Below are 23,392 nucleotides of genomic sequence, written 5' to 3' on the forward strand. Positions count from 1 at the left end.
TAGTAGCGCAGCGTGCGCCGGATGGCGCTGAGCGTGCCATACGCGTCGTCCGTCATGGTGACGGCGAGGATCGGCGCGGACACCGAGGCCATCCGCCGCAGCGCCGACCGTCGCTCCCGCGGCGGATGGCTCCTTTCGAAGCGCGGCCCGCGAAAGCTCCACTCCCGGGCCACGCCGGCGGGAAGATCCTCCAGCCACCCCAGCCGCCGGCCGGGGAAATAGCCGCAACAGGCCGTCAGCGCCGGCATGACGATGTGCCATTGCCAGAACATCGAGAGCCAGTGCCGTCGGGCATAGTCGCCGCACCAGGCGTATTGCGCCCCCACCGTCAGCATTCGGCTGACCAGCGGCGCGCTGGCCGCAAGCCCCGGCAGGAAGCCGCCGACGCTGTGGCCGACCACCAGCAGCGGCCGCTGCCGGCGCTCTTCATGCATCAGCCGCACGGCGGCATCGAAATCCTTCTCGCCCCAGTCGCGCCACAGGTAGTCGCAGCCCTTCAGATCGGCCGGCCGCGACGCGCCAATCCCCCGATAGTCATAGGTCAGCACATCGAAGCCCCGCCCGGCCAGGAACTGGGCGTAGCGATGATAGTAGCGCGCCAGCACCCCGGTGGCCGGGTTGATGATCACCTGGCCGCGGCGGCCGTTATCAGTGCCGCGCCAGAGATGGCCGCCGAGAACGACCCCGTCCTTGCAGGGAATCGTGATCTCTTCGCAGCCAATCGGTTTCAGGTGAAGGACATTGTCGTGCATGTCGGTCAGCCTACGCCCACGCACCCCTTGAGTACATTCACTAGTGAGTATACATTTTCGGCGCGCAACCGGTCCTGCTGACCGTCCGCGACGATAGGTCGCAGCAGGGACGGGCAAGCTCTCCCGGTGCGCGGCCGTCAGGGCTGGCTGCGGCGCTGCATCACCAGTTTGGCGACCATCACCTGAACCGGCTCATCGCGCTGATTGAGCGTCCTGATCCGCAACTTGACGATCCCGCGCTTCGGTGCGGATCGGGAGGGGATGGTTTCCAGCGCGGTAATGTCGAGCCGGAGAGTGTCGCCGGGCAGGACGGATTGAGGCCAGCGAAACTCCTCGAAACCGGCGCCGACAATCCCGCCGGCGGGCCGGAAGGCGCTGCCGACCAGAAGGCGCATGGTCAGCGCCGCCGTGTTCCAGCCGCTGGCCACCAGCCGTCCGAAGAACGTATCGCGGGCGCGCTCATCGTTGAGATGAAACACCTGCGGATCGTATTGCGCGGCGAAGGTGACGATCTCTTCTTCGGTCACGGTGATGGATGGCGAGCCGAAGGTCATGCCGGGGACGATCTCGTCAAGATAAAGCAGGGGTTCGCTCATGCCACCTCCCGTGGTTGCGTGCGCCATCCGCCAGCTCTGGCCGGATGCGGTGTCATCTTGCGAAGCCGCCATCGCAGCGGATGGTGGTCGACTGCACATAGCCCGGCTCGAGCAGGAACCGGACGGCTTGCGCGATTTCCTCCGGCTTGCCGATGCGCCTGAGGGCGGAGACATCCAGAAAGGGTTGAATGCGCTCCCGGGCGAGGGGGGCGGTCATGTCCGTTTCGATGAAGCCGGGGGCGACGGCATTGACGCCAATTCCCTTCGGGCCGAGCAACTCGCCGAGCCAGTGCGTAACGCCGATCAGCCCGCCCTTGCTGGCGCTGTAGGGAACCTGCCCGTCCGTGCCATAGACGCCCCCAAGCGAGGAGACCAGAACGATACGGCCCGCCGCCGATTGCTCCAGAAAGGGCAACGCGCTGAGGAGCAGTCGCAAGGTTCCGGTCAGATTGGTCCGGATCACCGAGGAGATCTGATCTGCCTGCAAGGTGAGGAAGGGGCCGTCATTGGTCATGCCCGCATTGCCGACCACCGCATCGATGCCGCCGAAACGGGCGGCGACGCGGGCCGGCAGCTCTCGCGTTTCCTGCGGGTCGGACATGTCGGCCTGAAACACCTCGGCCTTGGCGCCGGCAGCTCTCACCGTCGCGGCGACCTGGTCGGCGGCAGCGCGATCGGTGCGATAGCACAGGGCCAGCCGGTGACCGTCCGGGGCCAGATGCTCGGCTATGGAGGCGCCGATGCCCCGGGAGGCGCCGGTGATGAGAATGGTCGAGGGAGATGGCGGGTTCAAATGTTCTGCTCCGTCAAGCCGATGCCGACAGGAACGACCAGGCCGGACATGGGAAGGTCTGCCTGAGCGAGCAGGCCGCACAGAAAGCCGGCCACCGAGGTTGCGGGCGACTTGCGGAACCGCGAGGCATAGACATTCGTGCGGTTGCGCGGGGTGCGCCACTGGTCCTCCGGAACCCGGTCGAATTCCAGCTGGACCTCAAGGCAATTGACGAGAACATCCATCCGGCGGATCTCCCGGGCAAAGCTCTTCACCGCGGCGCGCCGGGCCATCGTGTCGATGGGCGAGGTGGCTATGGGAACAAGGTACCTGGCGCTTTGATCGGGGGTGATGACCCAGATCTGCCCGCCGCGATGGCGGGCGAGCAGGCGGCCGGCGGCCTGCAGTTGCATCAGGAACGACAGGATCGCGGTTTCGTGGGAAAGCGCCAGCCGGTCGATGTCGTCGGCCGTGCGCGGCAGGTCGTGCTCGATGGCGACCGGACCGAAGACGATCCGGTCAATGGGGGCGGCCGACATGTCCCAGGCATCGAGCGCGACCACGGCAGACCCTTGCCGGTCGCCATCAGGGCGGCCGGCAGGGGCGCCAGCGGGGGCGTGATCGCCAAGCTCATGGACGGCGACCGGCAGGCCGGACAGCTTCGCGCGAAGCGCGTCCATCAGGCTGTCGGGCTCGCCAATAAGGAGGACGCCGTTCATGTGGTTCGACACCTGCAAGGTCTATTGCGCCGGGGCGGCGTCTTGCGGCACGCGCCGCGTGACATAGTCCGCAAGCGTGCCGATGGTGGCGCAGGTCTCGCGCAGGTCTTCGGGGGTCAGGTCCTGCCGGGGAAGCGAGAACTGCCGTTCGACGCCCACGACCAGTTCGAGTGTGTCGACGGAATCGAGCGAAAGCGGCGGCTCGCTCAAGGCGGTCGCCTCATTGAGATCCTTGAGCTCGATGCCGCTTGCCCCAAGATCGAGGCGCTCGATCAGAAGGTCCTTGCAGATGAAATCGACGATCTGTTCCCTGGTAATCGCAGTCATATCGGTTGCTCCGTCTTGGTTCGGATCCTGAAGGGTGCCGCGCGATGCTCCGTGCCCTGGCAACAATGTCGGCACCAATGTCGAGGCGTACGGCCTGGCTCGTTATTCCGCCCACCAGAGTGTCAGTTCGGCGCGCATGCACTGAACGTCTCCCCGTCGGATCGAGGTCTTGAAGGAAAAGAAGCTGCCCGGGCCGGCTGTCCCTCGCGGGCCGGGATCACGCGTCAGTCGCGCCTCCGCGACCACGGTTTCGCCCGGCAGGACCGGCGCCTTGAAGGCGGCATTGCCGGAGCCGACGAGATAGGCCTTGACCGTCTTGCCGGCGCGCAAGCCCAGCAGCACGTTCGCGGTCTGGGCAGCCATTTCCAGAAGAAGCACCCCCGGGACGATCGGGTCCCCCGGAAAGTGACCGGCAAAGAACCAGTTCCCTTCATCGAACCGGTGGGTTCCGCGTGCGGTCAGGAGCTCGCTGTCGGCCTCCACATGGTCGACGAAGAGAAAAGGGTCCCGGTGGGCAAGCAGCCTTTTCACGGAAGCGGCGGACGCAGGGTCGGTCACGGTCTCGGGGGGAAGCATCTGGCTCTCCGAATGTCTCATGCGTCCGCCGTTCCTCGTCTCGGGCCTCAGTTCTTCGCGGTTTCCTTCTGCTCGATGACTTCCCAGCCGTCGGTCATCGCCTTCACCAGGACAAAGTCCTTGTCGGATTCGCCCTCGTTGGTCCGGGCGATGGGGCCGAGGAGGCCGTCGACCAGGTTGAGCTTCTGGATGCCCCGGCGGATTTTTTCGCGATCCTCGGCGACGGTTTCCGGCTTTGCCTCAACGCCCTCGTTCTCGATCGCCTGCTTGATCGCATACATGTTTTCCCAGGCCGCCATGCTGTGAAGGTCCGCATAGCCGCCGAACTGCGCCGTGGCCGCGGCCGCCGCGCGGGCGATGTCGTTGATCGGGGCGAAGCTGGTCGGTACGATCATCCCGGCGGCCTGTGCGCCGCAATCGTCGATCAGCTGAGGGGTGGTGAGGCTGGTCAGCCCGATGACCGCGGGCGGGTTGTAGTTCTGGCGCTCCATCTCGCGCAGCACGCCGCAGGCGGAGAACGGGTGGGCGGAAATCACCACGATATCCGCATTCACGGCGGCCATTTCCTTGACCTGCTCGACGAAGTCCACATCGTCGACCAGCCACTTCGCCTGGCCCTTCACCTCATAGCCGGCGAGCCCGGCGCGTTCCTTGATGATGTTGTACCAGGTCTGGTTGGAGTGAACGAAGTTCTCCTCAACGCCGGCGTAGACGGTCTTCAGCTCAGGGTTTTCCTGATGCATCCACGCCCAGAGCGCATCGTACATCTGGATCTCGTCGGGGATGTTGCGGAACGCCCAGTCGGAAATCCCGGCAAGACCCTTGCGCATCGCCACATCGGCGAAAACCGGGATCCGGTGACCGGTGTCGCTGTCATCGCCAGCCTTTTTCTGCAGGCTTTCGAACACCGGCTTCAGCACCGAGGAGCAGGTGGTGCCGATGACCGCCAGCCAATCTTCCTCTGCGAAAGACCCCAGCGTCGCGACACCGAGTTCCGAATCGCAGCGATCATCCCGATACTCGATCTCGATGCGCGCCCGTGTGCCATCGGCCAGGCGAACCCCGCCGGCGCGATTGATGAGCGATCCGGCGGCACGCATGGCCGCTTCACTGTTGTCGCCGAAGGGCTTCAGAACGCCCGACTTCGCGCCGAAGCCGCCGATCTTCACGACCCGGTCGGCAGACCAGGCCGGCTGTGCACAAAGCATGGCGGCTGCGAGTCCGACAACTGCCCCCGTACAGGACTTCACTGCAGAGATCGTGATCATTGCTAAGCCTCTATTTTAAGGTTCACCCTTCGGGATTGAAAACGGGAGTCAGGCAAATCAAATAATACATCGTTTGATTTGCGTATTTCATGATTATTTACATGGCATTCATTTCGAGAATGCAGACTCCATTATATAGTCAATTAGATCAACTACCCTTTGTGGTAGTGGGTTATGTCAATAAATATATGTAACTAGTGGGGTCGCTACTATTGTTGGTAGTTGCTCGCCCTATTTTCATGATCAATTCTCTTGGCGATTTTCTATTTCGCAATTGCACCCTGGAGGGGTCATGCCTGGCGTGCCCAAAGACACGGCCCCTGAACCGGGCGCCATCCTCGATCCCCGCGCCGCTCCCGAGATCGGCGGTGTTCCCATGCAAGGCTCGCTCTGGATGCTCGCAGTCATTCTGTGCGGGCAGGCTCTGGCTGCCATGGATACGGCGATCGTCAACGTGGCCGCGCCAACGCTGCAGGCCGAACTCGGCCTGTCCGGCGCCTCCTTGCAATTGACCGTTGCCGGCTATGGCCTCGCCTATGCGTCTTTCCTGATCACGGCAGCAAGGCTCGGTGATCTTTACGGCTACCGCCGCTTGTTCATGCTTGGGGTGGCGGTCTTCACGATCTCGTCGCTGGTGTGCGGCACGGCGCAAACCGCTGGTGTCCTGATCCTCGGCCGCATCCTGCAGGGGCTTGGGGCGGCGCTCCTGGTGCCGCAGGTGCTCTCCCTGATCCAGTTGAGCTACAGCGGGGCGGCGAAGGCTCGCGCCGTCGGCCTCTACTCCATGATCCTCGGGTTGGGCGCTGCGGCCGGTCAGCTTCTCGGCGGGGTCATCGTCGATATCGACCTGTGGTCGCTGAGCTGGCGCCCGGCGTTTCTGGTCAATATTCCCGTTGGCGTCGCGCTCATCGGTCTGGCGCTGTTTTTCCTACCACGGATTGTCGAGCGCCGCCGGGTCAGGCTCGATCTGGTCGGCGTTCTTGCGGTCACCGGTGTCGCCCTCTGCGTGCTGGTGCCGTTGACCTTCGGCCGGGAGCTGGGCTGGCCGGTCTGGTCTCTCGTGATGATCGGCGCCGGCCTGCTCGCGCTCGTTGCCTTCTGGCGCTACGAGCAGGCGCTGTCGCGCCGTGGCGGCGCACCGCTGCTGGATCCCGCCTTGCTGACCATTCGCGGCGTGCCCCAGGGGCTGGGGATCGTCGCTGTCGGCTTCATCGGATACGGCGGCTGGCTTCTCACCGTTGCCCTTTATCTGCAGGTCGGCCTGGGCTTCAGCCCGCTGGTCTCGGGGGTGACCTTCGGTGCCTATGCGGCCGGCTTCGGGGTGTGGAACCTGTTCTGGTCGCGCCTGCCGGACCGGATCGTCGCCCATGCGCCCTCCGTGGCCCTGGCGACCTTGCTGTGTGCCAGTCTGGCATTCGGGTTTCTGGTCTCCGATGGCTGGTGGCACCCGGTCGCCGGACCTCTGCTGCTGTTTGCCGCCGGCAGCGGCCATGGCCTGAGCTTCGGCACCAGCGTCAACCGCATGACCGCTGTCATCCCGCCTTCGTTCGCGGCGTCGCTGAGCGGCCTCGTCACCAGTTGCTCCCAGTTTTCCATCGTCACCGGAACCGCGCTTTTGGGCAGCGTCTATTTCGCGGTCGCAGCCAGCGTTCCGGACGGTGAGAACGGGTCTGGCGCAGGCATGGGTGCTGTGGCGTTCGCCGTTGCCATTGGCGCGGGTCTCGGCCTCATTCTATCGGCTCGGCTGCCGTCCACTTCCTTGATTTCACAAGTTAAAAGCGCGAGGCCCTCGGATGGGTGAGAATTCAAATGCAGAAATTGTCGATGAGCTTCGTCATCTGATAGCGCAGATCATCCATCTGGATCCCGGCGCGATGGAAGCGGGGCAGCCGCTGCGCGACTACGGCATCACTTCCATCGAGCTGATCGATTTCATCAGGCGGATCGAGCGTCGCTACTCCATTTCGTTTCAGCCCGATGCGCTGAAGGAAATCACGTTGAACGCGCTCGCCGAGAATGTTCATCTGGCAATGGACGGGCAGATGCAATGACAGCGATTGCGATCACCGGCTCAAGCGTTTTTTCGCCAAATGGATCGACCGATCAGAGGTTCTGGGAAAGCCTGGTGGATGGCGCCGACCGGCGCAGCCCCTGGCCCCATCGCGCTCTTGAGATCTATCCGGTCGACAATGTCATCGCCATTCCGGAAGAGACCTGGGCGACGCTGTCAGACACCCATGGCACGACCCGGTCCAAACGGATGGCCGGTTTTCTGGCGCGCAGTGCCTTGCGGGACGCAGGCCTGCCGGTTGACGGGGCCGGGCGTGTCGGATGCGCTTTGGGCACCACCACCGCCTGCGCGGAGCTGATGGAGCTGGCAACCCTGGCCGCGGCGGACGAAGGCGCCACCCGTTCCTGGGAAGATGCGGATCTGGTGCCCCGCGAGGGTCTTTCCTGGCAGGGGCCGACCTTGACCCTGTCGACGGCATGCTCGTCCGGGCTGCTGGCACCGGCGCTGGCGGCGGACATGATCAAGTCCGGCGAGGCCGAGGCGATGGTGGCCGGCGGCATGGACGTTCTGCTGGAATATACGATCTGCGGCTTCAATTCGCTGCGGGTGGCGACGCAGGAGACCTGCCGGCCCTTCAGCAGCGAGCGCAAGGGGGTCATCCTGTCCGAGGGCGGGGCCTGTTTTTGCCTGGAGCCGCTGGAGGCCGCAGAGGCCCGGCAGGCCCCGATTCAGGCCGTCATTCTCGGCTACGGCATCAGCTGCGACGGTGGCCATCCGACCGCGCCCAGCGTTGCCGGAATCGGGCGCGCCATTCGTCAGGCACTGGCCTCGGCGCAGGTGTCGCCAGTGGAAATCTCCGGCGTCATCGCCCATGGCACGGGCACGCCGACCAATGACAAGGTCGAGATCGATGCGATGCGCGATGTCTTCGGCGAGGTCCCGCTTCCCCCCGTCACCTCGGTCAAGAGCGCGATCGGCCATGCACAGGGCGGCGCGGGCGCAATCTCGCTGCTGGCAGCGCTGCTCAGCCTGAAACACGGCGAACTTCCCGGCATCACCCACCTGGGCGAGGTCGATCCGGCGCTGGGCGCGGTGTCCGTGTCGGCACGGCCGACGCCGCTTGAAGGCTCCTGCCTGATGGTCAACGCCTTCGGGTTCGGTGGCAACAACTGCGTGATGATTGTCGCCGATGAACGGTTCCTCGCAACCCGGAGGCAACAGGCATGACCGGCATCGTCATACGCGCCACGGCCGCCGGCAAGGCGGCGAACGACGGCAGCATGCCGGCGGATATGCTGTGCGCGGAGCGCCGCTCTCCGCGTGTCGGCGCGATCAACACCCAGGCGCGGATGGTCGTTCAGGCGCTCAGACGGTGCCTGGAAGGCAATGGCCGGCCGCAGCAGGAGCGGATCGGTCTCAGCCTCGGCACGGCCCACGGCGCAAACGGAATTGTGGAGACCTCCCTGAAGACGGCGCATGGCACGGGCTTTGAGGATGTGGTTACAGCCTGGTACGCAACGGGCCTGCCGAACTCCACCGCCGGTGTCGTGGCCAGTCTGGAGCAATTGCTCGGTCCGAACCTCACCTTGCTCGGCGAGCAATCCGGCCTTGAGGCCATCGTCATGGCCTGTCGCCTGATCCGCGCCCGGCATGTCGATGGCATGGTGGCCGGCGGGTTCGACACCCCCGCATCGGACAGCGTGCCGGGGGAGGGGGAGGCCGCTCCTTCCGCCCCCGTGAAAACCGCACTGCCCGGCGTCGGCCTGCTCATGCTGGCGGCTGCCGAGGACACGGACAGCAATGCGGTCAGGATCCTCGGCTGGTCCAGCGACATGGTCGGCGGCCGGTCGGATGACGACCTGATCGCCGCCGCGCTCGCCGTTGCCGGACGAACAGCGGATCCGTCCAACGTGCGCAGGACCGTTCTTGGTGGCGATCGGGGCGATGGCGACTACCGGGCGGCGACGGGACCGATCCACCTGATCGAGGTGATCGGCGCGGCGCCTGCGAGCGGTCTTCATGCGTTCATCTCACATGGCAATGACGGCAAGGCGGTGTGTCTTCTTCTGGATATTCCGTCTTCCGCAAACGGTGAAATCGGGGAGGAACAGCGTGATCATTGATGCGGACGCGGCCGAGGTTCTGGATGTCCTGACCTATCTGCCGGAGGAGGCCCGGACCTGGGAGCTTGCCGAGGCCGGGCGGGTTTTCACCCATTCCCTCTGCCGGGCGGACGACGGCCAGCCGCTGCATGTGTTCGAGGCGGGCGACAGGTCCAATCCGACGCTGCTGCTTGTCAACGCCGTCGGCATGTCCGTTCTCTTCCTGGCGGCCATCGCCAGGGAGTTGTCGCAGCAGTATCACGTGGTGAGTTGGGAAACCCGCGGGCTTCCTCGCGCTTCGGACAGCGGCGAGGACTGCGATCTGTCGCTGGAAAGGCTGGCGAAAGACGGCGCCGATGTGCTGTGGCGGCTCGGCATCAGTCAGCCTGCCGGCATTCTGACCTATTGCTCGGGCATTAATGTCGCGCTTTGCGGGCTCGTTCGAGGGCTGTTCACGACACGCCGTCTTTGCATCGTCAGCCCGTCCATCGAGTTGCCCGTCCCCCGGGAGGAGACGGTCTATCAGCGCACCATGCTGCCGATCTGGCGCGATGTGGCGGAGAAGGGAGCCTCGGAAGCGGCGCTCATTCAACGCCTGCTGCAAACATCCGCGTCCTCCGCTCCGGCGGGGCTTGCGGAGGAGCTCGAGGCGATCGACCGGCTGCCGTTCGTGACGCCGGAGACCACCTACACCTACGCCCGCCTGCAGGCGGCGTGCCGCGACGAAACCGTTTTCGCCGGTCTCGGCACTGTCGGTATTCCCGCGCTGGTTCTGCACTGCTGCGACGACACGGTCATTCATGCCGATACGGCGACGACGCTCGCCGATGCCCTGCCAGCCTGTAGCTACTCCGAAATCCGGAACAGCGGGCATTTCGGCATTTTCACGTCCGACACAATTCACGGCACCGCGGTCGAGTTCTTCAACCGTGGCCGGCCGGAAGCGTGACCGTGACCCCTCATCAGACTGCGGAGGCGTTCAATGTATACCAATATTTCTGAGGATTCGGCCCTGGTACGCAATGCCCTGGCGACGCTGGGAAAGAGCTGGGATGAACGTGTTGCCGTGCGCAAGGAGCGCCTGGATCTGACCCAGTATTACGATCCGAGCATTCCCGATTTCCCGGTCTCGCTGGTGCCCTTCTGGGACGATGAGGATTTCGCCAATCTGGATCCGGACTTCAAGCTGCGGTTTCTGGCGGTCGCGTGGCTGGCCTATAATGAAAAGGCGATCTACCTGGAAGAGGCCATCGTTCAGCCCGCCTGCGCGCTCCTGTTCCGAAACGAGCTTCCCGGCGTCGGCGCGGCGCAGACCAAGCAGGTCATCGCCCAGATCCAGGTCGACGAGCAGTTCCACATCCTGATGTGCCTGGATATCTGCCGCGTCTCCCGGCTGCGGCACGGGCTGGAAGACTACACCATGCCCGAACCGGCTCTGGGCACGCATCTGAAGGAGCTGGTCCGCAATGCGGCCGATGCGGATGATGCCCGGATTGCCCAGGTGGCCTATGCCTCGGTGGCCGAGATGTCGATCAACGCCTACCTGAACGAGGTGGCGGGCGACATGACCATTCAGCCGCTCAACCGGATCAACACCGACATGCATCGTCAGGACGAGGCCGCCCACGGCATCGGCTTCTCCGAGATCGTCGGCTCGGTCTATCGCAGGATGTCCACGGTCCAGCGGGATCGGTTCCGCGCCTATATCGGTGTGGCCTTGCGCGACTTCACCAAGCCGGACGAAACCTACTGGGCCTCGATGCTCGACTATCTCGACGTCCCCAATCGCGACGCCATCTTGCAGCGGCACGCGAACACCACCCGCGGACTGGTGCTGAAGCGGAACTACACGACCATCCGCCGGTTGTTCGACGAACTCGAAATCACCGACGCAATCGATTTCGATTTCCAGTAAGGCGCAAGGCCGTCCCTTTGCAGATCCGGCGGGGCTCCCCGCCGGGTGGGCGCTGCGAGGGGCCTGCTCCGGCCGGCGTGGGGGGAACGCCAATGAACCTGTCAAACGGAGTGTTGCGCCGCTGGGGCCTGCTTGTCCTTGCCGGCGGCATCGTCATGGGGTTGTCGCTCGGCACACGCCAGTCGCAGGCCCTGTTCATGCTGCCGGTGTCCATGGGGCTGGACTGGGCCATCGAGGATGTGGGCTTCGCCTTCGCGCTGCAGAACCTGATCTGGGGGCTGACGCAGCCGCTGACGGGCATGATCGCGGACCGGTTCGGACCGGCCCGGGTGATCTTCTTCGGCGTGCTGCTCTATGCGGCGGGCCTCTTCGCCATGGCGCGGGCCTCCGACCTGTTGCTGTTCAATCTCAATGCCGGGGTGCTGGTGGGGATTGGCCTCGCCGGCACCGCCTTTGGCGTCATCTACAGCGCGGTGAGCAAGATCGTCCCGCCCAGGGACCGCCCCTGGGCGATCGGGGCGGTGGGTGCGATCGGCGCCACGGTGCAGTTCCTCGTCGTGCCCTTCGTTCATGAAATGCTGAACACCCGGGCCTGGGACGGGACCTTCCTCGTCCTCGCCGTCCTGCTTCTTGCGGTTTGTCCTCTGGCCTGGCTGCTGCGGACAAGGGGGGCGGAGGAGGTCGCCACTGGCACGGATGCGCCTACCATGGGCGCGGCGATCTACGAAGCGCTCCGCCATCGCGGCTTCTGGCTTCTTCTCCTTGGCTTCACGGCCAGCGGATTTCAACTGGCGTTCCTGTCCGGCAACGTGCCGTCCTATCTGGTCGACCGGGGCGTGCCCCTTCCGGTCGCCGGCACCGCGATTGCGCTGATTTCGCTGACCAATATCGTCGGCGCCTTCGTGTTCGGCTATGTCGGCGGTCCGGTTTTCCGGCGCAAATACACGCTCGCCTTCCTCTACACCTGCCGCACCCTGGCAATGGTCGCCTTCATCTCGGTGCCGCTGACACCGGTCAGCACCTATCTGTTCGCAGGCATGATCGGCTTTCTGTGGCTGGGCTCCGTGCCGCTGACCATCGGGTTGATCGGCCAGATCTTCGGGGGGCGGTATCTCACGACCCTGTTCGGCTTCGCCTTTCTCGGCCACCAGCTCGGCGCCTTCTTCGGCATCTGGCTGGCCGGCTATGTGTTCGACACAACCGGCTCCTACAGTTCCATCTGGTGGCTGTCGATCGGCGCTGGCGCGCTGGCCGCCCTGTTGCACATGCCGATCAATGACCGGCAACTGGCAAGACGCACATCAATCGAGGCGGTGCCCGCATGAGCAAAGACCTGCCGTTCGTTTCTCTTGCCGTGAATGGGCTTCTGGTGCTGGCGCTGCTGGCGGTGCTGGTCTACGGGTTCCTTACCTATCTCGATCCCGTGTTCGTCTACACCTACGCCTCGTCCATGCGGTTTTGCGGGTAGGGCAGGCGCGGTCGCCGGGGCGCGCAGGCATGGTGTCCTGCTGCCTGCTTCGCCGGTTGGTCTGTGCATGAAGTGATGCGACCCGCGTGCTTTTCTGTTGAATCCAACGATGTTTCGCGCACGGCCTTCCGTTGGAAGGCCGCGCAGCGGAGATCTGTGTTCGCCGCGTTGAACCTCCCGTTCATTGCGGCGCCTGGTCGTGTCGTCGGAAGGGATTTCCCGCACTTGGAGGCCGATGGGGCGGCGTGAGGAAGCGGATGCGTTGATCCGCTACTGGAGTTCCAGCAATCCGGAACGGATCGCGGATGCAACCGTCGAGGCCCGGTTGGCGGTTCCGAGCTTCGACATCGTGTTTTTGATGTGAAAATTTACAGTGTTGATCGAGATATTCAGGATCATCGACGTCTCGCGCGACGTTTTTCCATGCGCGGCCCACTTGAGGACCTCGATTTCACGGTCTGTAAGCTTGTTCACCATGGAGACTCCCTAGTTCCTCCGTTGAAACATTTGAATTCTCGAATTTCTCTAGAGACCGGGACGCTGCGTGGATTTTCCGCCCCTGGAAGGAGGATGCAACCAAAGGTTACATTCGCGTGTAATATGCATGCTTGTAGGTATTTTTTCTAATACTTTTTTTGAATTATATGTTTCTGTCATTTTTGACAGTGTCTTTTATCGTATAATCTGATTTTTCTTTGTCTAGTTCAAAAAAATATCAATTAGTATCATGAAGGCCTACTAATTATGTGAGTTGAGGTTGGGAGTGTCCGATTGATATACGATTTAAGTGAATGTCATAGGTAATTCTTGAAATATCAATAGCCGGCATGACTTAAAATAACTTCATTAGGTGTTATTTCAGATATCAAAATCTGTGATTGCATTGGCCGCTATTGTTTCGATGGGAACGTGCCGAACTTTGAGGGAGAGCAGCCGTGAAGATGCAGATCGTCGGTGTCGGTGTGGGGCCGGCCAATCTTAGTTTGGCGTCACTTGTTTATCCGACAGGGTTGCGAAGCCAGTTTTTCGAGAAGGACAGGGAGTTCAGCTGGCATTCCGGGCTCCAGCTTCCCAATGCCAGTCTGCAGGTGTCCTTCCTGAAGGATCTGGTCACCCTGGCCGATCCGACAAACCCGTTTTCCTTCCTGGGGTATCTGCATGAACATGGCCGTACCTACCAGTTTCTGAATGCCCGGTTCGACGCGGTCACACGTCAGGAGTTCACGCAATATCTGCACTGGGCGGCGCGCAAGAACGAGAACATCCAGTTCGGCGAAGAGGTCGTCGACATCGACTTTGACGACGATTTCGTGGTCACGACCACCGCCAAGACGGTGCGGGCGGAAAACATCTCGATTGCCGTCGGGAAGGTGCCGTCTGTTCCGGCCTTCGTTGCCGGGAGCCTGGGCGAAACCACGTTCCACAGCTCCGACTACCTCAAGCATGCGGACAAGCTGGCGAACAAGCGGGTGGCCATCGTCGGCTCCGGCCAGTCCGGCGCCGAGATCTTTCTCGATCTGATGTCGCGGGAGGGGGCGGATGCACCCGCGCATGTCTCCTGGGTGTCCCGCCGGGCGGGTTTCTGGCCGCTGGACGATTCGCCCTTCACCAATGATCTCTTCATGCCCTGCCACCAGAACTACTTCTCCTCTCTGGGGGAGGCAACGCGGCAGCAGTTCCTGAAGGACAATGTCCTGGCCAGCGACGGCATCTCCATGTCGACCCTGAACGAGATCTATCAGGGGCTCTATATGCGCCGTTTTGTCAGACCGGCGAAAAACACCGTCGAGCTGCTGCCCAACCGGGCCGTCGAACACGCCGCTCCCGACGGACCGCGCTGGACCTTGCGCACCGTTCACGGCGAGGCCAGCACCCGCGAGATGATGAATGTCGATGTGGTCATCTGGGCGACCGGCTATCGGAATGCGCCGCTTCACTTCATGGATAACATCGCCGAAAGGCTGCAGTATTGCGGCGACGAGGTCGCGGTTGACGACAATTTCGCAGCGCTCTGGAACGGGCCGCGGAACCGGGCGATCCTCATTCACAACGCCAGCCGGGGCCAGAAAGGTCTCGCCGATCCGAATCTGAGCCTGCTTGCCTGGCGCAGTGCCAAGATGGTGGAGCGGATCACCGGCTTCCCCGCGTCGGTCGAGCCCATTCCGTCGGCAGTGTGCTGGGGCCCGCTCGCCTCGGTTTCCGATGAAGCGCGGAGGTCCGCATGATGACCGGCGCGCCCTCCTTTGCCATCGTCGGTGGCGGTATCATCGGCTTCACCGTGGCCCGGGAAGTCTGCCGCGCGTTTCCCGATAGTGCCGTGACCCTGATTGACCGGGATGTCCCGGGGGCCGGCGCCTCGGCTCGCTCCGCCGGGCTGCACTTTCCGCTCGGCCGCTATCCGCGTGTGCGGGAGATGAGCCGCTACAGCGAGGAATTCTACCAAGACCTGCGCGCGGAATGTCCAGCCGCGCCGATCCATCCGCTTGGGCTGCGCGTTCATTCCGCCAAGCTGGATCACGCCGGTCTTTCCTCCATGTTCACCAGCCCCGTGACCCCTCTGGGGCCGGACGAGCAGCCGAGCCCGCTTGCGTCCGCGGACGCGGACTACCGCGTGTGGACGGTGGACGACGCCCAATATGCCGATGTTCCGGCCCTGATCGGCTTCTACCGCGAGGCGCTGGGGGGACGACTGAGGACACTCTTCGGCCTGAAGATCGCGAAGATCGAGGAGACGCCCGAGAAGGCTGTCCTGTCGACCCATGACGGCCTCAGCATCGAGGCCGATCATCTCATTCTGTGTCCCGGGCCCTGGGCGCTCTCGGATGTGTTCCGGCCCTACACCCGCAATCTCGATATTCGGATCAAGCGGGTCGTTGCCTTCCACATCGATGCGGCCGACCTCCGCGAGCCCGCCTCCGTACCGACGGTGGATCTGTTCTTCGACGAAGATGCGTTCTTCATGCCATGGGGCAAGGGAGACAAGCGTCTCTTCAGCTTCACCCGCAAGAAGTGGGACGTCACCCCCGAGGACTCCTACGGGGCGATTACCGCCGAAGATCGCGCCGAGGCGCTGGCTGTGCTTGCCCGGATCGCACCGCAGCTGTGCGACGCGGTCGGAGGCGGTCAGGTCTTCTGCGACGCCTATAGCGCAACCGGCGCGCCGGTCGTCGCGTCGGTCACGTCCTCCGGGCGCATTGTCTTTGCCGGGGCGGCGAATGGATCGGGCTACCGCCTCGCGCCGGCCATTGCCCGCAAGACACTCAAGGCCATTGCGAAAGTACCTGCCCGGGAGATGGTGTGATGAGAGTTTTCAAGCTGAAGGACCAGTCGCTTCTGCCCGCGTTCGGGATCCAGATGGCTTCGGTCGATGCCTTTTCCGGAACGGACGACGTCGGGGCTGGCTATGGGGTGATCGAGCCTGAGGGCGTCACCGCCTTTCACCGCCACGATGAATGCGAGCTGTTCGCGATTCTTGAAGGCGAGGGCGTGGTGGAGGCCGACGGGGGCGACAGGATCGCCGTCGGTTCGGGCGATCTCGTCGCGATTTCCCCGTTCGACAAGCATGTGCTGCGCAACACCGGATCCGGCAAGCTCGTTTTCGCAACCGCCTACTGGCGCGATGCGAAAACCGCAATGAAGGAAGCGGAGAAGGGGGCTTCGGCGCAAGAGGAGGTGACGGATCCGGCCGCCGAGGCGCCGTGTTTCGTCTTTTCCACGCCGCCGACGCCCAATGGCGATCTGCATCTGGGCCATCTGTCCGGACCGTATTTCGGGGCCGATGTCTTTGCCCGGTTCCAGCGCCTGCTCGGCAAGACCGCCTTCCACATCACCGGAAGTGACGATTTCCAGAGCTATGTGATCGCCAAGGGGCGGCAGCTCAACAAGACGCCGCAAGAGGTTGCCGACCACTTCAGCCGCGAGATCACCGAGACCCTCGACCTTCTCGACGTTCAGATCGATCAGTTCACGCTGACCTCCCACGCACCGGACTATGAGCGTCAGGTGAAGGCGTTCTTCCAGAGTGTGGCCGCATCCGACAGCGTTCAGCGTCGGGCGGACAGCGCGGCCTTCGATCCGACGACGGATGCCTATCTCTATGAGTGTGACATCAAGGGCCGTTGCCCGACCTGCGGATCTGGATCCGGCGGCAACATCTGCGAGGAATGCGGCGAGCCGAACCTGGCCTATGACATGCTGGACCCGGTTTCGACCCAGACCGGGGCAACCCCCGTGGTCCGCCCCTGCGAGCGCTATGCGATCGCGCTGAATGACTTTGCCGATCATATCCTCGGCGCGATGCGGGAAAGCAAGGCCAGCGCACGCCTTCAGGCTCTGGCCGAGCGGGTGCTTGCGCGCGAGGATTTCCACGTTCCGATCACCCACCCACAGAACTGGGGGATTTCCCCGACCGATCCGGACATGGCCGATCAGGTCTTTTGGGTCTGGCCCGAGATGTCGTTCGGTTTTCTCTACGGGATCGAGGCGCTCGGTCAGCGGATCGGCCACGACTGGAAGGCGCTGGAGCCGCGGGACAATTGGAAGTTTGTCCATTTCTTCGGCTACGACAACAGCTTCTACCACACGATCCTCTACCCCGCGCTCTACAAGGCCGCCTTCCCCGATTGGCACGCGGACATCGAGTATCACGTCAATGAATTCCTGTGCCTTGAGGGCGATAAATTCTCGACCAGCCGGCAACGGGCTGTCTGGGGCAAGGAGGTTCTGACCCCCGAGACCGTCGATTGCGTCCGCTTCCACCTTGCGCTGACACGGGGCGAGATCGAGCGCACGAATTTCTCGGTGAGCGCGTTGCAGGCAACCAACAGGGACCTGATCGACGTGTGGCAGGGCTGGCTTCAGGCGCTTGGGGCCGAGGTGCTCACGCGCCATGACGGCGTGGCGCCGGACGCGGGCGACTGGAGCGTCGATCACCAGGCGTTCCTGCAGCTTCTGGAGCAGCATCGCCAGCAGATCGAAACCGCCTATGGCTCCGCCGGCTTTTCGCTGAACAAGGCGGCCGACACGCTCCAGACGCTTGTTCGCGATACGATCAGATTCGTCAAGGCAAACCGGCATCTGGCGGGCCACGCCGCCGCTGCGGATCGCCACAGAACGACGATCGCCCTGCAGCTTGCGGCAGCGCGCCTTCTGTCCGATGCCACCGCGCCCTTGATGCCGCGCTTCTCCGAAGCCTTGAGAAAGGGGCTGGGGCTCGACCCGGCCAGCACCTGGCCGCGGACCATCGAGCTTCTGCCCGCCGGCAATCGGGTCACCTTGAGCGATCAGCGCTTCTTTTCCGAGAAGGTGGGCGAGAACGTCGCGCCGATCAAAGTGACGGATGCAGCCTGATGACGATCAAGGCCTGGCCACAGGAAACCGCGTTCCTCAACGCTTTGTTCAAGCGTCGATGGAGCGCGGAGCACAAGCTCAGCATTTATCGGTTTGGCGCCGAAGCTGAGGCCATCCCCCTGTCGGACCTGCAGGGGATGGTGGAAGGCGTCGCCGCCTGGCTGACATCCCTCGGCCTCCAGCGGCACGATCGGATCGGCATTCTGTCGTCCAACCGGCTCGAATATGTCCTTCTCGATCTTGCGGCTCTCCGGCTGGGGCTCGTGACCGCGTGTTTCGACCCCGCCTCCTTCGCGCAAGAGACTGATCTTGTGGAAAAATACGGTCTGAAGCAGCTGTTTCTGGACACGCGGGTCGCAAGCCCGCGATCGGGCGCGGACCACGTCCTGCCCATCGAGCGGGTGCTTGAGGAAGCGGGCAAGGAGCGGGACCGGGACAGCGCCGAGCCGGTTACCTATGCCCCCGAGGATATCAGCACCATCAAGTTCACCTCCGGGAGCACGGGGATCGCCAAGGGGCTCGGCGCCACCGTCGGCAGCATCGAGCAATCGCTTCGCTCGACGCAGAAGCTGTTTTCGCACGGGCCCGGCGATACGCTCCTTGTGTTCCTGCCCTTGTCCCTGTTGCAGCAACGCTACTGGGTCTATTCGGCCATTCTTTACTGGCACGACATCGTGATCACCGATTCCCGGCTCGCGCTGGAGGCGATCCAGAGGGAACATCCCACCGTGATCATGGGGGTGCCCGCCTTCTTCGACACCTTGAAGGAATACATCGAGATGTCGGCGGGCGCCGGCTCGCCGCGTGCCTCGGCGATCGATGTGCTGGGCGACCGCCTGCGCTATCTCTGGACCGGATCGGCCGCCGCGCGGCCCGATACGCTGGAGTTCTTCGAGGTCACCTGCGGTGTGCCGATCTTCGAAGGCTACGGTCTCAACGAGACCTGCATCACCACCAAGAACCACCCCGGGGCCCACAAGCGCGGCAGTGTCGGCAAGCCGTTGGACGGCGTTCGGGTCGAGATCGACGCGGAGGGCCAGATCCGTGTCTCTCGCGATCACCCGGTGAACACCCGCTATCTGTTCGCGCCGGACGGCGCCTCGGAAAAGGTGTTCATGGCCGATGGATCGGTGGCGACCGGCGATCTCGGTTACATCGACGACGAGGGCTTTCTATATGTGATGGGCCGTGCCGACGATGTGGTCGTGCTTGCCAACGGCAAGACGATCTCGGTGCGCCCGCTTGAAGAGGCAATTCTCCGGCTGCCCGAGGTGAAACAGGCGATGGTGTTCGGCACCGGGCGCCCCGTTCTGGCCAGCCTGGTTTGCCCCGCGCCCGGGACCAATCCGGATGCGGTCAAGCGCGCCGTCCAGCAAGCCACGCGCGGCTTCGGCTCTGAAGCCGTCGAGCTGGTCATTCCCGTTGCCGATGGCTTTTCGGAGGGCGCGGGCCTCCTGACCTCGCAGGGAAAACTGCGGCGCCGGGCCATCACCGAACATTATCATCAGGCCATTCAAGAGGCGTATGGAGACCAGTCATGAGCGAGCTTGAAACCACCATACGGCATCACATCGCGGCGACGGCGAAGCCCGCTCAGATCGCGCCGGAGGGCATCGACCTCACCGTCGATCTCAAGCAGGAGTTCGGCATTTCATCCATGAAGATGATCTTGCTGATGACGACCCTGTGCAAGGAACTCGGGGTCACCTTGTCGAGCTTCGACGAAAGAGACCTGGCAGGCATCAACAGCGCGGGCGATCTGATCCGCGCCTTCGAAAAGGCCCGGGAGGGGGTGGCATCATGAGCTGGAAAACCGTGTTCAACGAGACGCTTGAAAACGAGCGTGTTCTCATGCGGCCGTTGCAGGCATCGGATCGGGCCGAGCTCGCCAAGATCGTGTTCGATCCGGATATCTGGCGCTATTTCGTTACCCGGATCGACAGCGAGGAAGACCTTGACGGGTTCATGGAGACCGGGCTTGCCGACATCGCGGCCGGTCGGCGCGCGGTCTTCATGATCTTCGACAAGAAAACCGGCAAGCTGGCCGGCAGCATGTGTTTCGGCAATCTCGCCGAGGCGGATCTGCGGCTTGAAATCGGCTGGTCCTGGCTGTCCAAGGCGTATCGCGGCGCGGGCCTCAACCGCTACGCCAAGCTTGCCCTCCTGACCCATGCCTTCGAGGTGCTGGGCTGCGCCCGTGTCGAGTTCAAGACCGACGTGTTGAACGAGCAGGCCCGCAAGGGGCTGAGCAACATCGGCGCCACCGAGGAAGGCGTGTTGCGCAGTTTCAATTTCATGCCCGGAGGCCGGCGCCGGGATGCGATCTTCTATTCGGTCCTCGCGGATGAATGGCCCAGGGTGAAGGCCTTGCTGCTCGGGCAGGAGCGTGTCGAGGGTGCCCGCGATGTCCAGCCTGCCTGACGTCATCACGCTCGATGGCTGCCCTCTGACCCGGGGGCAGCAGCACGGCCGGCAGGCAGCCGGCCGCATCGCTGCGTTTCTGGATGATGGCCTGGCCCGTCTCGACACCTTCCTCGGGCCGGATATCCGGTTGTCGGATCTTGGCCAGGACATCGCCGCCTATGGCGCGGCGATCGAGCGGGAGACGCCGGAGCTCTACCGGGAAATCATCGGTTTGAGCGAAGGCGCCGGGATCTCGATGGACGAGGCCGTGCTCTTGCAGGTGCGCAGGGAACTGGCCGGCTTCAGCCGGTTCAACACCTCCGGCGACTGCACCACCTTCGCCCGCACGGGCGAGGGCGCGGTGATCGGCCAGACGGTGGACCTTGCCGGCGATCTCGACGATCAGGTCACCCTTCTGAAGGTCCGTGACGCGGAAAGCGGGCATCGCGCGCTGGTGATGAGTTTCACCGGGCTGCTCGGCTATCTCGGTGTCAACGATCGCGGTCTGGCCGTTGGCCTCAACCTGGTGCTTGCCGGCGACTGGCGGCCCGGGTTGCCGCCCTATCTGGCGATCCGCCACCTGCTCGACAGCTGCGGGTCGGTGGAGGAGGCCATCGCCTGCCTTCGGAGGCTGGATCTTGCCAGTTCGCGCTGCTTCATGCTGTGCGATGGCGCCAACGCCGCCTTTGTCGAGGCGATGGCGGGGAAGCTGGCGGTGCATCGCGGCGCGGAACTGACCCACACCAACCATTTTCTCGATCCCGCCTTTGCGCCGCATGACGAGCTGAACATCTTCGCGCAGAACGGCTCGCGCAAGCGGCTCGATGCCTGCCGCAACTGGCTGGCGTCTCATGGCGCCAATCGGGAGCCGGAAAGCTATTTCGACCTGTTCAGCACCGAGCCGGTCCGGGTGAAGGACAGCGGCAACAGGGCCGTTGAAAAAACGGTGGCCTCCGTTGTCCTCGATCCGGTGAACAGGAGCCTTCACGTCCGGGCGGGCGATCCATTCGGCACGCCGACGGTGTCCTTCGACATGGTCGGCTGGGGAGAGAACAGACATGAATGTGCAAACGCCTGAGCGAAAAGCCACCCGAGCACAGGACGGCGACTGGCTCGCGCCGGACCGCGCCGACCTGCCGTTCTTCGGCGAGGAACACCAGGCGCTGACGCGGCGCCTGTCCGACTGGGCAAGAGAGGCGGAGGGCGAGATCGCCGAGGCGCTGGACCTGCCGCCGCCCGAGGCGGTCCGCCGGCTCACCCGTCTCCTGGGGCAGGGCGGATGGTTCTCGCTGGCGCTCAAGGCTCCGGTCGACACCCGCGCGATCTGCCTCATTCGCGAGGCCTTTGCCTATCGCCATGATCTTCTCGACTATGCGTTTTCCATTCAGATCCTGGCAGCCCTGCCGTTGGCCCTGTGGGGCAGCGACATGCACCGCTCGGAAATTCTGCCGAAGCTGTGTTCCGGCGAGGAGATCGGGGCCTTCGCGCTCACCGAGCGTGACAGCGGCTCGGATATCTCCGCCATCGGTCTGCAAGCGGTGGAAACCGACGGCGGCTTCCGCCTGACGGGCCAGAAGAGCTGGATCGCCAACGCGGATATTGCCGACCAGGTCGTCGTCCTGACGCGCACCGGCGCGGGGGCAGGGCCGCTGGGCCTGACGCTTTTCGTCGCCGACACCAGGTCCGAGGGCTGCCGGGTTCAGCCGGTCGAGCTGATCGCGCCCCGGCCCTTCGGCGACATCACATTCGACGATTTTCTCGTTCCCACCGACCGGCTTGTCGGCGACAAGGGGATGGGGCTGGCGGTGGCCATCGATACGCTGGAGCGCTGCCGGATCACCGTCGGCGCGGCCGCCAACGGCTTTGCCCGCCGGGCCGTGGTCGAAGCCGGCGGCCACGTGCTGGAACGTCGGGCCACCGGGCGCCGCCTTGCGGATATTCCTGCCGTGCGCGGCATCCTGACAAGGATGACCGCCGCGATGCACCTGTCGCAACTGACCGTGACCGAAGCGGCCTGGGAGATGGACAGGGGCGGGGCGCGCAAGAGCCCGCTGTCCTCACTCGCCAAGCTGCATGCCACCGAGGCGGCTCAGGGCATCGTCGATCAGAGCGTTCAGTTGCACGGTGCCGCCGGGCTTGTGGCCGGCTCCGTTCCGGAAAACCTCTATCGTCAGATCCGCTCTCTGCGGCTTTATGAGGGGGCGTCGGAAGTGCAGGAAGACATCCTGAGCGAGGCGGTCATCGCCGGAAGTCTTCGCTAGAAGACGCTGCCGGATGCGGGATCGCGCCAGCATGCCGACCGGGGCCGGTGGCCGCGTGATGGGGGAGTGGCCGGCGTCCGGGCGGCTCTCGCCATTGCGCGGACGGCGCCCGTTCGTGCGGGTGGCACTGCTCGATCTGGGCGATCTGGCGCCTTTGCGTGTCACGCGCATGATGGCCGATCTCGATCCGCATGAGCGGCGGCGGGCCGGGGTGCTGCGGTCTGCCGCCTTGCGCGCCGAGTATGTGCTTGCCCACGGGCTCTTGCGGCATCTGTTGAGCTGGACCTTTCAGGCGCCCGCCCGGTCCTGGGCAATTTCAGCCGACGCCGCCGGCCGGCCGCATATCGTCTCGCCGTATCTGCATCGGGATGTCGCGGTGTCCCTGTCCCACACGCGCGGGTTCGTCGCTGCTGCAATCGCCCGGGGCTTCAGGATCGGCATCGATGCGGAACGACAGGATCCGTCGCGGTCCCAGCTCGATATCGCCGACCGCTTCTTTGCAGGCCAAGAGGCGGAGCGCCTGCGGGCCTTGCCGCAGAACCGGACCAGCCCGGAATTCACCGCCCTGTGGACCTTGAAGGAAGCCTTTGTGAAGGCCATCGGCAAGGGCTTCGCGCAACCGCTGAAGAGCTTCTCCTTCGACGGCGCCACGCCTGCGAGGGTCGCGTTTCACGATGCGGAACTGGGGGCGCCGGAGCGCTGGCGCTTCGTCTCCGGCGCGTTCGACAGCGTGCATGTCTCGCTTGCCTGCGAGCTGACTGCGGGCGGGGGATCCCGCCTGCCCATGGAGGCGGTTGCCCTGGGAGGCGGGCGGCCTTTGCCTCTGAGCAGACGCTTTCTGTAGCCGGGGCAATCACGGGTTTCGCGCGCCGA

The 23,392-nt window shown here is 64.1% G+C and carries 25 protein-coding genes; 17 read left to right on the top strand and 8 right to left on the bottom strand.

Annotated features, from left to right (window positions below; all coding sequences use genetic code 11):
* The 7 genes from LC062_RS11810 to LC062_RS11840 form a co-directional block, all read right to left on the bottom strand.
* On the bottom strand, positions 1-752 hold a 752-nt coding region (locus LC062_RS11810), incomplete at its 3' end, for an alpha/beta hydrolase family protein (protein WP_224911238.1).
* 137 nt (positions 753-889) lie between these two features.
* Positions 890-1,348 (bottom strand): MaoC family dehydratase, encoded by a 459-nt coding sequence (locus LC062_RS11815; RefSeq protein ID WP_224911239.1) that lies wholly within the window; start codon positions 1,346-1,348, stop codon positions 890-892.
* Positions 1,349-1,400: 52 nt separating this feature from the next.
* The gene (locus LC062_RS11820; protein ID WP_224911240.1) at positions 1,401-2,141 is read right to left on the bottom strand and encodes an SDR family NAD(P)-dependent oxidoreductase; all 741 of its coding nucleotides are present in this window, start codon (positions 2,139-2,141) and stop codon (positions 1,401-1,403) included.
* Positions 2,138-2,839: a hypothetical protein gene (locus tag LC062_RS11825; RefSeq protein ID WP_224911241.1), complete on the bottom strand. Its 702-nt coding sequence runs from the start codon at positions 2,837-2,839 to the stop codon at positions 2,138-2,140. Before LC062_RS11825 ends, LC062_RS11820 begins: the two co-directional genes overlap by 4 nt.
* Positions 2,840-2,860: 21 nt before the next feature.
* Positions 2,861-3,166: an acyl carrier protein gene (locus LC062_RS11830; RefSeq protein ID WP_224911242.1), complete on the bottom strand. Its 306-nt coding sequence runs from the start codon at positions 3,164-3,166 to the stop codon at positions 2,861-2,863.
* Between the two features lie 102 nt (positions 3,167-3,268).
* The gene (locus LC062_RS11835) at positions 3,269-3,742 is read right to left on the bottom strand and encodes a 3-hydroxyacyl-ACP dehydratase FabZ family protein (protein ID WP_224911243.1); all 474 of its coding nucleotides are present in this window, start codon (positions 3,740-3,742) and stop codon (positions 3,269-3,271) included.
* Positions 3,743-3,789: 47 nt separating this feature from the next.
* Positions 3,790-4,950: an ABC transporter substrate-binding protein gene (locus LC062_RS11840; protein ID WP_224911244.1), complete on the bottom strand. Its 1,161-nt coding sequence runs from the start codon at positions 4,948-4,950 to the stop codon at positions 3,790-3,792.
* 352 nt (positions 4,951-5,302) lie between these two features.
* Between LC062_RS11840 and LC062_RS11845 the strand changes: the two genes are divergently transcribed.
* From LC062_RS11845 to LC062_RS11880, 8 genes are all read left to right on the top strand, one after another.
* Entirely contained in the window at positions 5,303-6,811 is a 1,509-nt protein-coding gene (locus LC062_RS11845; protein WP_224911245.1) for an MFS transporter, read from the top strand.
* Positions 6,804-7,061: an acyl carrier protein gene (locus LC062_RS11850; RefSeq protein WP_224911246.1), complete on the top strand. Its 258-nt coding sequence runs from the start codon at positions 6,804-6,806 to the stop codon at positions 7,059-7,061. Before LC062_RS11845 ends, LC062_RS11850 begins: the two co-directional genes overlap by 8 nt.
* Positions 7,058-8,248: a beta-ketoacyl-[acyl-carrier-protein] synthase family protein gene (locus tag LC062_RS11855; RefSeq protein ID WP_224911247.1), complete on the top strand. Its 1,191-nt coding sequence runs from the start codon at positions 7,058-7,060 to the stop codon at positions 8,246-8,248. Before LC062_RS11850 ends, LC062_RS11855 begins: the two co-directional genes overlap by 4 nt.
* Complete coding sequence (locus LC062_RS11860; RefSeq protein ID WP_224911248.1) at positions 8,245-9,144, top strand: beta-ketoacyl synthase N-terminal-like domain-containing protein; 900 nt, start codon at positions 8,245-8,247, stop codon at positions 9,142-9,144. Before LC062_RS11855 ends, LC062_RS11860 begins: the two co-directional genes overlap by 4 nt.
* Entirely contained in the window at positions 9,134-10,072 is a 939-nt protein-coding gene (locus LC062_RS11865) for an alpha/beta fold hydrolase (RefSeq protein WP_224911249.1), read from the top strand. The genes LC062_RS11860 and LC062_RS11865 overlap by 11 nt, the downstream gene beginning before the upstream one ends.
* Positions 10,073-10,105: 33 nt before the next feature.
* Positions 10,106-11,038, top strand: coding sequence for a diiron oxygenase (locus tag LC062_RS11870; protein ID WP_181760871.1), 933 nt, complete (start codon positions 10,106-10,108; stop codon positions 11,036-11,038).
* Between the two features lie 92 nt (positions 11,039-11,130).
* A complete protein-coding gene (locus LC062_RS11875; RefSeq protein ID WP_224911250.1) occupies positions 11,131-12,363 on the top strand; it encodes an MFS transporter in 1,233 nt (410 codons plus the stop codon).
* Positions 12,360-12,506 (top strand): hypothetical protein, encoded by a 147-nt coding sequence (locus LC062_RS11880; protein ID WP_224911251.1) that lies wholly within the window; start codon positions 12,360-12,362, stop codon positions 12,504-12,506. Before LC062_RS11875 ends, LC062_RS11880 begins: the two co-directional genes overlap by 4 nt.
* A gap of 270 nt (positions 12,507-12,776) precedes the next feature.
* On the opposite strand, the gene LC062_RS11885 is transcribed toward LC062_RS11880, so the two are convergent.
* Positions 12,777-12,983: a helix-turn-helix domain-containing protein gene (locus LC062_RS11885; RefSeq protein ID WP_280513992.1), complete on the bottom strand. Its 207-nt coding sequence runs from the start codon at positions 12,981-12,983 to the stop codon at positions 12,777-12,779.
* 464 nt (positions 12,984-13,447) lie between these two features.
* On the opposite strand from LC062_RS11885, the gene LC062_RS11890 reads away from it, so the two are divergent.
* The 9 genes from LC062_RS11890 to LC062_RS11930 are packed head-to-tail and all read left to right on the top strand — an operon-like array spanning position 13,448 to position 23,363.
* Positions 13,448-14,731: a lysine N(6)-hydroxylase/L-ornithine N(5)-oxygenase family protein gene (locus LC062_RS11890; RefSeq protein WP_224911448.1), complete on the top strand. Its 1,284-nt coding sequence runs from the start codon at positions 13,448-13,450 to the stop codon at positions 14,729-14,731.
* Complete coding sequence (locus LC062_RS11895) at positions 14,728-15,807, top strand: NAD(P)/FAD-dependent oxidoreductase (protein WP_224911252.1); 1,080 nt, start codon at positions 14,728-14,730, stop codon at positions 15,805-15,807. The genes LC062_RS11890 and LC062_RS11895 overlap by 4 nt, the downstream gene beginning before the upstream one ends.
* Complete coding sequence (locus LC062_RS11900) at positions 15,807-17,855, top strand: class I tRNA ligase family protein (protein WP_224911253.1); 2,049 nt, start codon at positions 15,807-15,809, stop codon at positions 17,853-17,855. The genes LC062_RS11895 and LC062_RS11900 overlap by 1 nt, the downstream gene beginning before the upstream one ends.
* Positions 17,855-19,396 carry an AMP-binding protein gene (locus LC062_RS11905; protein WP_224911254.1) on the top strand — a complete coding sequence of 514 codons (1,542 nt, stop codon included), beginning with the start codon at positions 17,855-17,857 and terminating at the stop codon, positions 19,394-19,396. Before LC062_RS11900 ends, LC062_RS11905 begins: the two co-directional genes overlap by 1 nt.
* On the top strand, positions 19,393-19,659 hold the full coding sequence (locus LC062_RS11910) for an acyl carrier protein (protein ID WP_224911255.1): 267 nt from the start codon (positions 19,393-19,395) through the stop codon (positions 19,657-19,659). Before LC062_RS11905 ends, LC062_RS11910 begins: the two co-directional genes overlap by 4 nt.
* Positions 19,656-20,276, top strand: a complete 621-nt coding sequence (locus LC062_RS11915) for a GNAT family N-acetyltransferase (RefSeq protein WP_224911256.1) — start codon at positions 19,656-19,658, stop codon at positions 20,274-20,276. The genes LC062_RS11910 and LC062_RS11915 overlap by 4 nt, the downstream gene beginning before the upstream one ends.
* Positions 20,260-21,336, top strand: a complete 1,077-nt coding sequence (locus LC062_RS11920) for a C45 family autoproteolytic acyltransferase/hydolase (RefSeq protein WP_224911257.1) — start codon at positions 20,260-20,262, stop codon at positions 21,334-21,336. The genes LC062_RS11915 and LC062_RS11920 overlap by 17 nt, the downstream gene beginning before the upstream one ends.
* The gene (locus LC062_RS11925; protein WP_224911258.1) at positions 21,317-22,519 is read left to right on the top strand and encodes an acyl-CoA dehydrogenase family protein; all 1,203 of its coding nucleotides are present in this window, start codon (positions 21,317-21,319) and stop codon (positions 22,517-22,519) included. Before LC062_RS11920 ends, LC062_RS11925 begins: the two co-directional genes overlap by 20 nt.
* Before the next feature lie 13 nt (positions 22,520-22,532).
* The gene (locus LC062_RS11930; protein ID WP_224911259.1) at positions 22,533-23,363 is read left to right on the top strand and encodes a 4'-phosphopantetheinyl transferase family protein; all 831 of its coding nucleotides are present in this window, start codon (positions 22,533-22,535) and stop codon (positions 23,361-23,363) included.
* Positions 23,364-23,392 lie beyond the last annotated feature (29 nt).

The sequence above is a fragment of the Stappia indica genome, from assembly GCF_020177335.1.
GTDB lineage: Bacteria > Pseudomonadota > Alphaproteobacteria > Rhizobiales > Stappiaceae > Stappia > Stappia indica_B.